Source organism: Dictyobacter sp. Z7_2 (assembly GCF_057551105.1).
The window spans coordinates 581601-593761 of sequence record NZ_BAAJPE010000002.1; the positions used below are offsets into that span (position 1 = coordinate 581601).

A 12161-nucleotide genomic window follows, 5' to 3' on the forward strand; every position below is an offset into this window, starting at 1 on the left:
CCCCAAACACATGCTTGAGCGATCAAGACTTAGAAGATACGAACCGCAACCTCAGCAGGAGCATCAAACAGCGAAACAAGTTCATCATCCAGCCTGACTAAAGTGAGCGAACAGCCAGCCATATCAAGAGATGTACAGTAATTGCCGACATAACTACGCTGTACAGTGATACCACGAGCTTCGAGTTGCTGATGAGCACGTCCGTAGAGGATATATAGTTCAGAGATAGGAGTGCCCCCAAGTCCATTAATCATCAAGGCAACATGGTCACCTTGCTTATAAGGCAAATCCGAAACGACGGCTTCAAGTAACTCATCGATAATTGCATTCGCATTTGTCAATTTCTCGCGCCGACGTCCTGGCTCGCCATGAATCCCAACGCCCATCTCTATCTCATCATCGCCAAGCGAGAAGAGAGGCGAGCCCTTGGCTGGTGGTGTACACGAGGTAAGAGCCATACCCATTGAGCGAGTGACAGAGTTTACCTTTTTACCCAAAGCTACCAGATGATCAAGATCAGCCCCCTGCTCAGAGGCAGCCCCCACCGCTTTCATCACGAAAAAATTTCCGGCAACGCCACGCCGACCTACGGTATAGGTCGAATCCTTAACCGAAACATCATCATCAACCATCACAGTTTCAATGCGAATCCCCTCAGCTTCAGCCATCTCTCTGCCCATCTCAAAAGCCATACGGTCACCGGTGTAGTTATTGACGAGATGCAACACACCCATTGGTGAGGCCAGCAACTTTGTAGTTTCAAGCACATAATCCATCGGTGGTGCTGCGAACACGTCTCCCGGGCAGGCCGCATCCAACATGCCCCGACCAACCACCATCACATGAGCCGGCTCATGGCCTGATCCTGATCCCTGGATGATTGAAACCTTTTTGTCGCTGGGAGCATCAGTACGCATAATCAGATTATAATCGGGAATATACTTCAGTGTCGTTGGATTTGCCAGTGCAATTCCTTTCAGCATCTCAGGTACATATTGTTTCGGGTCATTGACGAACTTTTTCATGATCTTTTTCCTTTACTTCACTAACTTCGCTGTCAGAAGATACATTGATCAATACACGTCATTGTCCATAAAGGTCATCCCTGATGCGGCCAGATCTGACTTACCTGCTCAAACATTACCGCCACTGCCATAGCGCCAGCGTCAAGCGTCCCTTTACTACGCTCCCCTGAATAGGCCGCCCGCCCACGTTTCGCCAGGAGGTCTCTCGTCGCTTCAGCCTGTGTTCGGGCAACCTGAGCCGCCTGTTCAAGTGCTACCGGCACACTGGTAGAAGCGCTAAAAGCCTGCTCTAGCTGATCAACGGCAGGCACAAGCGCATCAAGCAGCGTCTTATCTCCAAGCTCGGCTTGTCCACGCTTCTTAATACCCTCAATGGCTGCTCGCAGCATGGCAACTGTATCAACACTTGTGAGTTCCTGTTTATCTCCAACGACAACAGCAGCTCGCAAGAAGCCGGTTCCCCAGATAGGTCCCGATGTGCCACCGATACGACTGGTAATAGTTGTTGCCACTTTCTTCAAAAATGTACTGATAGTAGTATCGTCAATCGTGTCCCAGTCGAGGAGTACTTTCTCGAAACCGCGAGCCAGTGAGTAGCCAAAATCACCATCACCAACGACGGCATCAAGATCCCCAAAGTACGTCTCGTTGTCCACAGCAGTTTGTGCGATGGTCCGCACTACAATCTTGACGGTTTCTAAACTTGACTGTTCCATTCAACTTCCTTTCGTGGATCTCTAGTGGATCAGTAGACCTCACATCCAGGCTCAAGGTTCAAGGCATGCTTCAAGATCCCGCAACGTAATGTAGGTACCAGGAGTAGCGTGCCCTCGATTGGCAAGCACACACGTAGGATTATCAGGATCACCGAGATGAGGAACGACGAGAATCGCCTCTTGCATATCTTCGTCCACGGTATAACTGCTCAGCGTTATCACACAATGCAACCCGGCTGCGACCGCCGCTAGCAGTCCATTACGCGAATCTTCGACAACGATGGCATCAGCCGGACTGATATCCAGACGTTCCAAAGCCAGCAGGTAGATGTCTGGGGCGGGTTTCTTTTTGGGAACGATGTCCCCGGCAAGCACCTCGAAATGCGCTGCCTGCTCAGGGCCGACAACGTGTTCCAAAATTGCACGTACCGACTCTTCAGCCGAGGTAGAGGCAACTGCAAGTTTCCAGTGGTTCGCGATAGCTTCATGCACGATACGAGCAATACCCGGACGTCCAGGCAGCTTCCCCGCATTTACTCTCTCTTTAAAGAAGGCCGTCTTCTGTTTATGCCATGCGGCCAGCATCTGCTGCTGAGAGGCACCATCGGTTGGCAGATGAGCTTGCTGGACAAACTCTTCGGTAAGCAGACTGGCCATGCGTTCCTTGCCGCCTCCGATTTTAAGCTTGATAGCATACTCTTCATCTGACCAGTGTACAGGTAAATCGAACTGCTCAAATGTCTGGTTGAATGCTGGAAGATGACCAAAGCGCTCAGTATCAGCAAGGACACCATCGCAGTCAAAAATCAGCGCTTTCACCATGCTTTGCCCTCAGATCCAAAAGTCCTCATATGCTTCTGAGCCATCTCCTTAATTTCCTCGCGAACAGAGGAAAAAAGCGATGGTGGATCCCACTTATCCCTGGCCTCAGCATCGCGCAAAAATGACAGAGTCGATTTCATAAACGTCATTTTAACGGCTGTAGAGATATTAACTTTAGCACACCCACGTGCAATCAGATCTTTGAATTGATCGTCCGTCAAGCCGGTACCGCCATGCAAGGCAATTGGAACCGGGAAAGCAGCAACAATATCGGAGACCCGTTGCCCATCTAACTTTGGTGCGGATTTATACATTCCATGAGCATTACCGATTGCTGGTGCGAAACAGTCCACCCTCGTGGCTCGAATGAAATCCAGGGCGACTTCAAGTGACTGGCGTGTGGATTCCTCATCGGAACCATGGCCGTCTTCGATACCCTTAATGCCCTCTATTTCACCCTCGACACCAGCCCCATAGCGTCGAGCCTCGGCTACAACTTCTATTGTTTGACGTTTATTTTCCGCAACCGGGAGTGCTGAGGCATCGAATAAGACAGAGTTCCACCCTTTCGCCAGACATGCGCTAATCACTGCGCGCTCAGGACAGTGATCCAGATGGAGCGAAACAGGTACTGCAATATCACGAGTCAACTCGGTCCACATAGCAAAAAGAAGATCAAGGCCAACCGATTTCACGGTCTTCACAGAGGTTTGAATAATCACAGGCGATCGCGCTGCGACCGCTGCCGCTAGCACCGCCTCCAGAGAGAGGTCATTAAAGACATTGAAGGCAGGCACACCATAACGCTCCTTGAAAGCGCGATCAAGTATGGCTTGCATGGTCACAACTGGCATTACACACTCCCTGACTACTCAATCGTTGAGTAATGACTAGCTTCATTCATCGCACAGAACATTCAATGGAGTGTCTCTATCTAAACCACGTTCAGGAGGGGGTAGGTCTTCCTTGCCGGTTTAGATGAGAGGAGAAAACTATTTTCATTCAAAGAATGACACAGTACTAAACCTAAAACATTCGACCCAATGAAAGTATAGTTATCAGGTTGCATGCTGTCAAGCCTTCTTTCATAGCAGTGGTGGGTTCCAATTGGAGCCCACCACCTCGCAGACAGTTTGGAGATACATCACACTCTCTTACCCAAAAGGAGTCATTTTACTCATCAGAGGTAGAAATTTACTTTCAATTCTGCTCTCTATTACAGGCTAGCCCAATCAGGCTGTTGACCACAACGAGCAGCTTCCAATCCTCTATCTCCGTACAAATGAGGCTCATCAGCAAGCACTCGCTCATACTCAACAACTGCATCACTATAGCGTTCCAAATGGAGCAAACAGGTTGCCATGGTGAAACGCAGCTCACTGTCATCTGGAGATTGTTGCAACCTCTCTCGAAGCAAAGAGAGCGCATCTGAGAAAGCTCCAGCTAGCACAAGGATTGCACATCGATTATTTATCATCCAAGCACGGTCATCTGGCTTCGCCAGCACGAGTGCTTGATCAATGGTAGAAAGCGCCGCTTGATACTCTCCCAAGAAACTTTGAATAAGTGCTTTGTCCGCCAGAGCGTGATAATAATATTCGTTTCTGAAATCTCTCTTAGAAAGTAACGCAAGGGCCTGCTCAAAATCCGAGAGCGCTTTCGTTATAAGAATGAGTCGTTTCAAGAGTTTCATGAGCTTTGAGAAGATACATACGCCCCATAATCTCATCCCATGGATAAGAAGAGCACATATCCTCCCAAAGATACTTACTGCGTTCCCGAGAGAGCCAGTCCAGGCACACTAACTTGAGTATTTCCATCTATTTCCTCCTATCTGATATACAACTAAAGCCCTTTTCTTTTCTTTTACAAATATGCGGTAAAAAAATACCAAAAACTATTAAATTATCTATAAATCCATACATACAAATATTACCATTATGTTATTTAAAACAAACTAATAGAGCACCATCTATAGTTGTTTCTGAGCAATATAAAATATTGATAATATTCAATGCTGAGACACATTGACAGCGCGCCAATAAATTGACTACATTTGATCTAGCCACCTATTGAGCATCCAGTCCACCATTAGCCAACGCGGTGAAAGCTCTGCCTGATTGGCTTGCAACAGCATTGGCATGAAGAAAGGATCATCTTATGTCAGATCAGCATGTACCGCAGAGGCATGCTCAGATAGCGATCGGTATTGATATTGGCGGAACCCATACACGTGTCGGCATCTTTCAATCACATGACCAGCCAGATTTTATGTTAATTAACCGCTTCCCTACTAATCAGAGCTATCAGCAACAACTACAATTACTGGTAGCAGCAATCAAGCAAATACAGGGTAAAGCAATAGAGGGGATCGGCATTTCAATTGGGGGACGGATAGCACAGGATGGCCGTTCGGTGATTTTCGCGCCCAATATGCCAGAGTATATTCGCCAACCATTTGCACTTGACCTTGAACAGCAAGTAGGCTATCCGGTACGCCTGGCACACGACACTGTCTGCGGACTACTGGGAGAAAAGAAGTTTGGCACTCTGCATGGGAGCGAGCGATGTGCCTACTTAACTCTTTCTACAGGCACAGGAGCAGCTTTTCAATTGTGCAAGGGAGAGCATTCATTCACTATTTCAACCGATATTGGACATCAGATTCTTGATGGGAATACGCGCCTCTGTCTCTGTGGTCAGGTCGGATGCCTGGAGACATTCACGGGGGGCAGGCAACTGTCTTTGCGGCTTGGTTATGCGCTGGAGCAGGAGACCAGTACGCTATTCTGGGAAACCTTCACGGAGAAACTGGCAATTGGACTACTCAACCTGACCCAGTTGGCAAAGGTAGAGATCATGGCAGTCAGCGGCGCAATCGTACTCAATCAAACGTTTCTCCTGCCATTACTGCAACGAAAGATAGATCAACTGCTCGTAGGATCTTCATTACATTTACGTCCTGCTCTTCTGGGCGAGAATGCCCCTATTGTAGGAGCTGCTACACTCCTGGAGATCCCTGAAGAGATGATTATTCATTAAAGAGTACGTATAGAGATAATTTTCCTTATTGACTCTTTTTCTTATTCTGATGTACAGGCATCTCTCACTCTGGTATACTTTTTAGATTGAGGCTTGATTAATTAATAAATAGCACAATACTAGTTAAGAACGACTGAGAGACCTTAGAAAGAAAATGGATATGAGATCATTTAGATTTCGGGCATGGCATAAAGCAGAAAAGAAAATGTATCCTGTAAAATCTATAGAATTCAATAATGAGGAAATTATTTCTCTATCTGTTTATGCCCCTCTTGATTATACCTCCCGCGTACGTAGGGACGATGTATCTAAACTGGAGGTGATGCAGTTCACTGGTGTACTAGATTGCAACGGCAAGGAGATATGTGAAGGCGATATTGTACGTGGCGACCAAAAAGATGCAGCCATCGTTGACTGGGAGCAAGAAATTACGACCGATCGGGAATGGCATTTCGCCTCTGGCTTCTCAATCAACCTGTCTGACACGACCATACAGACACTGATAAGTGGTCGCGGATTCCAATATCAGCTCCTCAACGTCGAAGTTATTGGGAACGTCTACGAGCATCCCGAGCTGATACCGCAAGAATAAAATATCTGCATCATGTGAGTCTTTATGTTTGCACTCCACCAAGACAAAAGCAGGCTTGTCTGGCCGCGATATCGGCAAGCCTGTTGCAGACATACAGCAGATATATAGTTCGCCGCATGAAAATTTGTGGGATAGACATGTAGTTACCATGTTGAACTATTCAAGGATAGCGTAAGTATAGAGAAATGAATTTTTGATAAATAGACAAATATGAACGAATACTTCTTGACAATAACCAGGAAATGGGCTATATTCGTAATAGTGAACCGATATTGATTTCGAAAAATATCGAAAGCAGTCAGGCGCATGGCTTTCTTCTTGCCCATGCGGCGGTCACAGAACATCGCAAACGATTGAAGACCATGGTTCTCAGATCTTCCTTCCCCATAAATCAGACAGATGAGGGTATTCCATACATATCCTATGAAATTTCGTTTCATTTCCTGGCAGAGGGTCAGATTGATATGAGAGTGCTCATACCACCCCTGATGAAAAGATGGTAGAAGGAAGTTCTTTCGCGCGATCTATTTTTACAGCATAACCCTGGTATATTGAACCCTCCTGGAAGCGTGGCCAGAGTTCTCTTTCTGTCTGCATCTGGTCAAACTCTCTTGATGTTCTAAACACCAGGTATGCAAGAGAGAAAAAGGAGATGTCATGGATGCACGTCCTCTCGGTGCTCTGAAGCACCGAAAACCTGCTCAACGGCTGATCGGGAAGAATATGCTATTCTGTTGTATGATTGTACTCTTTACAGCCTTCCTATTCTTCAATCCTTCCGCCATCGCTCATGCTGATGCGCAAAGCGCGCAAGTCAACGTCGGATCAGCCAATGCGGCAACATTGCCACAGACAGTTCCATCAATAGCGTCTAGCCAATATAACTTTGGCCAGAATGTTTACATCTTCACTCCCAGCATGCCACTGAGCCAGATCCAGGCAACGGTCGACGCCGTGGCAAAACAACAGATCTCCAACGAGTTCGGAACGCAGCGCTATGCGCTATTATTTGAGCCAGGCACATATGGATCCAGCACCACCCCACTCAATTTTCAGGTGGGCTACTACACCACGGTTGCCGGTCTCGGGCTCTCCCCGAACGATGTTATCATCAACGGCTCCATCGATGTATACAACCAGTGCGATAGCTCCAATAACTGTATCGCACTCGTGAACTTCTGGCGCTCGCTATCCAACCTGAGCATCAATGTCACCAATCCAAACGCAGGCTGCTACACTGGTGAATTCTGGGCAGTATCGCAGGCCGCGCCGATGCGTCGTGTCCACATCAATGGGGCAACCACCCTCATGGACTATTGCACCTCTCCAGCGTACGCCAGTGGTGGCTTCATCGCCGATTCAGAGTTCGATAATAGCACCGTAGTCAGTGGCTCTCAGCAGCAGGGATTGGTCAGAAACAGCCAGATCGCAGGCTGGAGCAACGGTGTCTGGAACCAGGTATTCTCAGGTGTTGTAGGTGCACCAGCTCAGTGTTTCCCCGCTCAAACATCATGCGGCGGCCCATACACCACACTCGCAACCAGCCCGGTAACGCGAGAGCAGCCATATCTATATGTAGACTCTCATGGACGCTACAATGTCTTCGTGCCATCAGTACAGCACAATTCCTCCGGCATATCATGGGGTAGTGGCACAACACCTGGTTCGTCCATTTCACTCAAAAGCTTCTTCATTGCCCGGCCGACTGACTCAGCCGCAGTAATCAACTTTGCCTTATATACTGGTAAGAATCTCATCCTGACCCCAGGCGTCTATCATCTCAACCAGAGCATCAAAGTTACACGCCCTGATGCAGTAGTACTGGGTCTCGGTTTTCCCACACTCATTCCAGAACATGGCATCGTGCCAATGACAGTCTCAAGCTCGAAGGGCGTTTCGCTTTCGGGGATAATCTTCGATGCGGGCACCATAAAATCGCCAGCGTTACTGCAAGTTGGAAGCGGTTACTCCTTTGGAGATCATGATGCTTCCGATCCAACAACGCTTCAGGATGTTTTCTTCCGCATCGGTGGTGCGGCAGCAGGTAAAGCTACTAATAGTCTCGTCGTCAATAGCAACAACGTTATCCTTGACGATATATGGGCATGGCGAGCCGACCATGGCAATGGCGTAGGTTGGACCAGTAACACGGCCGATACCGGTGTCATCGTCAATGGCAACAACGTCACCGCTTACGGCCTGTTCGTGGAACACTATCAAAAGTACGAAGTGATCTGGAATGGAAATGGCGGCACGGACATCTTCTTCCAGAATGAGATGCCCTACGATCCACCCAGTCAGGCAGCATGGATGGAAGCCCCGGGTGTGGATGGTTGGGCGGCTTTCAAGCTCGCTCGCACCGTAACCCGCTTCAGCGGATATGGTATGGGTAGCTACAGCTTCTTCAACCAGGGTGTAGACATCTACGCAGCACATGCATTCGAGGTTCCCAGCACCCTTCCAGCATCAAGCCTCCACGACCTGTTCACAATCTTCCTCTCCACAGCTGGATCTGGTGGTATCTTGAACGTTGTCAATAATACAGGAGGGTCATCAACTATTGCCAACCCGGATGTCCCGGTCACAGTAGTAAGCTATCCTTGAACACCTGATACCTCATAACAAACCATCGAGCTCCGTCAGTAGAGGCGGAGCTCGATGTTCTCTTCTGGGCAATTTGTTCCCAGCAACTCTCTTTTGGTACGAAACTAATCGACAAAAAGGAGATTGGAAATTCGCTCTAAAAAGTTCCGGGAGACGATATGTAACCTCATCTTGATCGTGGTTGAGGTGGATCAAGGTGCAAGGCATCAGAAAAACGATTAAAGAAATTAAACAAGCCAATCACGGTAGAAAGTTCGACCAGTTCCCCATCGTCGAAATACTGCTGCAATTCATCCCATAATTGTTCATCAACATCAAGGGCACCTGTCGTCATCGTCTCGGCGTAGCGTAACGCCACTAATTCGCGCTCGGTAAAAAGATGACGATGTTCGTCGATATGGGCCAACGCCTCAAGCAACTGTTCACTCACCCCAAGTTGCCTCGCCAGAATACTACGCGTATTCATACAGTAATAGCAATGATTAACTTGTGAGACACGTACCGCGATCAGCTCTTTCAGCGTAGGCTCGACGCTTCCGCTGCGCATTGTAGCTTCAAGTAATTGCATCGTCGGTTGCAGAATTGCCGGACGATGTGCCATCACCTGGAAAAATGCCCCTTTTACAGGCGATCCAATCTCCGAGGAGATTTGTTCTGATGGAATAGGAGGAATACGCGACATATCTAAATCTCCTCGATAGATGGAATATCTTTTGTCCCTATTTTAATAGAGATCGCCCTGGGATGCAAGCGGCTCATTTTTAACCGTTTGAAATGGTCCCCTGGGCTGACTGCTCCAGCTCTCTCATCTCCATTTTTTGCGGATGGACAACCAGGAGAGGTTGTGGCGCGGTATCAAAGATTTCTTCTGTAAAACTACCAAGCAACAGATGTTGCAGGCCATGGCGTCCATGCGTCGCCATAGCAATCATGTCACAGCCAGTAAACCCGGGCTCATCACCAATACATGAGCTTTCTTCGACAATGCGCTTCGTAATGTCTTTCACATCTGCGTAAGAGACAACTGATGTAGTCACATCCAGGTGATAAGAAGATAAATGTCCATCTATAAAACGCTGCTTTATCTGTGTCAGATAGGCTTCGGCTTGATCTCTCATTTCTTTATTAAGGTATTCAACCTGGGCAGGTGTCCTTGTCGAGCTCGCGGTCAAGCGCTCCACCACATATGTCAAATGTATCGCCCCTTGTCTTGGTGCAGCCAGAATTTCACTCAGTTGCGCGGCTGGTAGCAGAGCAGACTCAGCCAGGATTGAGCCATCTAAGGCCACAAGAATACGAGGTCTATGCATGTATGTTTCCGGTTTATTCTGCACATCTTTGACAATCAGCACAGGTACAGGACTATAGCGTACAAGGTATTGTCCAACGCTACCCATCAACCAGCGCTTCAACCTGGTTTCACCATAACTTCGCAGGACAATCAAATCCACTTGATGAGAAAGAGCCGCTTCGATAATACTCGAAGCCACTTCCCCCACCCGCATATCCATCTGTACTTTGAGCGAACTAAGATGTTCTTGAGAAATTACATGCTCAAAATATGCTTTGACGCTAGGAAAAGCATGTCCTTTCCTGGAGGAGATAGATTTCGTCGGAGTGCCTGGATAGAGTGGCACACTAGAAGGAGGCATGATATGAAGTAGCAACAACTCTCCACTGGAGGCGCGTACAATATGAGCAGCAAGCGGGAGTGCCTCTTCTGAAAGTTCTGAACCATCCAGTGGCACTAAAATCTTTTGGAACATAGTCATTCTCCTCATTTTAAACAGCATGGATACAATCTCTTGCTACTGAAGATAGTCTCCAAGTATTTCTATAATATCTTAGCTATCTTTGAAATATGAGCAGCAATTCCAGATGATCTTTTCTTTGCACCACCCAGACTTATTGTTCATGCTTCCTTCTAGCGGGGAATATCTTTACCTGAAGGATAGCTTGTTCCCATCACAAAAGCGGCAAACTCGACAAAAAAAGACTCACAAAGAGCTCTCAAAGCCTTCAACTCGCCATTATCGATCACTATAGGTTAAGGAAATCGCCAGCGACGCATTCTCATTCTCACTTGAAGAGCTCCTATGCACATATCCATTGTGATTCTTTTGTGAGAGAAATTTTCTGAGGAGAGAGTCTCTTGAGAGGCACCTGGCTTATCCTATTCAGTGTAGGAAGGTATAAAAAAGTTCACTAACGCTAAGCAGGTTTCAAAGGAGATACTTCTATGTTTAAACATATTCTTGTTCCACTCGATGAGTCTGCATGTGCTGAGCAAGCATTACCAATGGCAGCTCACATCGCTCGAACTACTGGTGCTACCCTGACACTTTTGCATGTCCTCTCATACTCAACAGACTATCTTGCCTACTCTCTGGCCCCCGGAGCATTCGTCCAGGATGCCATAGACATCAATGAGGATGAAGCGAAAAAGTACTTTGCGCGCATCTGTGCAACTCCACTCCTTAAAGATATCGAGGTTAAAACAGCCACCCTGTATGGCACTCCTCCCCGAGCAATCGTCGAGAACGCTGCACTTACACATGCTGATCTGATTGTCATGTGCAGTCATGGGCGAACTGGTTTGAAACGTCTGATGCTGGGAAGCGTAGCTCAACAGGTCGCTCGCGATAGCTCAATTCCAGTGCTCATCTTACATGAAAAACACGACCAACAAACGGCTGAAGAGTACGAGCAAAAATCTTTTCGCATGCTGATTGCCCTTGATGGCTCAAGTCATGCAGAAACTGCCATTAAGCCAGCCGCTGAATTAAGTGCGATCTTGTCCCGTCCAAACCCTGGAAGCCTACATCTCATGCGTGTTGTCAAACCGATCGTTTCTGTGGACTCACTGGATGGTAAGACCATTGCTCAGGCCAATAAAGACGCGTATGATCAAGCTGAAAACTATCTGGAAGATTTGACCCGGCGAATCTTTTTAACCATTGCGCCAAATATCCCATTAGATGTCAATTTCACTGTCCGTTGCGACGAGGATGTGGCAGCTCGACTCCTTTCAGTAGTGGATGTGGCCAACCTCATGGATGTTCCTCCATTGAGTGCTATCGCCGTCGCAACGCATGGACGTCATGGTGTCCCTCGCTGGCTACTGGGCAGCGTAACAGAGGAAATTCTCAGTCGGACAACTCTTCCAGTCCTGGTTCTCAAACATGTTGAAAGCGAAGGAGACAAAGGAAACATACTTGTCGAAGCCGCGACACAAAAACAAGCTGTTCGGGAAACATATCACCCATTTATCAGTTTATAGGTACAGCCGGGTATCAAGGAGTAGTAGCGAAGCGTGATCTCTTCTATCACTTCCTATGATCCACATTGTGATCACACTGA

11 protein-coding genes are annotated in these 12161 nt (G+C 47.6%); 4 read left to right on the plus strand and 7 right to left on the minus strand.

The features are described from left to right. Window positions 1-29: 29 nt before the first annotated feature. The 5 genes from dhaK to AC27N8_RS15870 form a co-directional block, all read right to left on the minus strand. Complete coding sequence (dhaK, locus tag AC27N8_RS15850; protein WP_487068358.1) at window positions 30-1025, minus strand: dihydroxyacetone kinase subunit DhaK; 996 nt, start codon at window positions 1023-1025, stop codon at window positions 30-32. A 74-nt stretch (window positions 1026-1099) separates the two neighbouring features. Further along, window positions 1100-1741 (minus strand): dihydroxyacetone kinase subunit DhaL, encoded by a 642-nt coding sequence (gene dhaL, locus AC27N8_RS15855; RefSeq protein WP_487068359.1) that lies wholly within the window; start codon window positions 1739-1741, stop codon window positions 1100-1102. Window positions 1742-1792: 51 nt separating this feature from the next. Further along, a complete protein-coding gene (locus AC27N8_RS15860) occupies window positions 1793-2563 on the minus strand; it encodes an HAD-IA family hydrolase (protein WP_487068360.1) in 771 nt (256 codons plus the stop codon). Continuing rightward, window positions 2557-3417 carry a class II fructose-bisphosphate aldolase gene (locus AC27N8_RS15865; protein WP_487068361.1) on the minus strand — a complete coding sequence of 287 codons (861 nt, stop codon included), beginning with the start codon at window positions 3415-3417 and terminating at the stop codon, window positions 2557-2559. The genes AC27N8_RS15860 and AC27N8_RS15865 overlap by 7 nt, the downstream gene beginning before the upstream one ends. A 362-nt stretch (window positions 3418-3779) precedes the next feature. Further along, the gene (locus AC27N8_RS15870; protein ID WP_487068362.1) at window positions 3780-4256 is read right to left on the minus strand and encodes a tetratricopeptide repeat protein; all 477 of its coding nucleotides are present in this window, start codon (window positions 4254-4256) and stop codon (window positions 3780-3782) included. Window positions 4257-4723: 467 nt separating this feature from the next. Here AC27N8_RS15870 and AC27N8_RS15875 point away from each other — a divergent pair, with 467 nt between their 5' ends. The 3 genes from AC27N8_RS15875 (at window position 4724) to AC27N8_RS15885 (ending at window position 8801) form a co-directional block, all read left to right on the plus strand. After that, on the plus strand, window positions 4724-5605 hold the full coding sequence (locus tag AC27N8_RS15875) for an ROK family protein (RefSeq protein WP_487068363.1): 882 nt from the start codon (window positions 4724-4726) through the stop codon (window positions 5603-5605). A gap of 160 nt (window positions 5606-5765) precedes the next feature. Beyond that, window positions 5766-6197, plus strand: coding sequence for a YopX family protein (locus AC27N8_RS15880; protein WP_487068364.1), 432 nt, complete (start codon window positions 5766-5768; stop codon window positions 6195-6197). 657 nt (window positions 6198-6854) lie between these two features. Continuing rightward, the gene (locus tag AC27N8_RS15885) at window positions 6855-8801 is read left to right on the plus strand and encodes an adenylyl cyclase (protein WP_487068365.1); all 1947 of its coding nucleotides are present in this window, start codon (window positions 6855-6857) and stop codon (window positions 8799-8801) included. A gap of 166 nt (window positions 8802-8967) precedes the next feature. Here the strand turns inward: AC27N8_RS15885 and AC27N8_RS15890 are convergent, their stop codons facing one another. Together AC27N8_RS15890 and AC27N8_RS15895 are read right to left on the minus strand one after the other, a co-directional pair. Next, window positions 8968-9483 (minus strand): carboxymuconolactone decarboxylase family protein, encoded by a 516-nt coding sequence (locus tag AC27N8_RS15890; protein WP_487068366.1) that lies wholly within the window; start codon window positions 9481-9483, stop codon window positions 8968-8970. A gap of 79 nt (window positions 9484-9562) precedes the next feature. Next, on the minus strand, window positions 9563-10567 hold the full coding sequence (locus tag AC27N8_RS15895; RefSeq protein ID WP_487068367.1) for a universal stress protein: 1005 nt from the start codon (window positions 10565-10567) through the stop codon (window positions 9563-9565). Window positions 10568-11040: 473 nt separating this feature from the next. On the opposite strand from AC27N8_RS15895, the gene AC27N8_RS15900 reads away from it, so the two are divergent. Continuing rightward, window positions 11041-12081: a universal stress protein gene (locus tag AC27N8_RS15900; protein ID WP_487068368.1), complete on the plus strand. Its 1041-nt coding sequence runs from the start codon at window positions 11041-11043 to the stop codon at window positions 12079-12081. The last annotated feature ends 80 nt before the right edge of the window (window positions 12082-12161 follow it).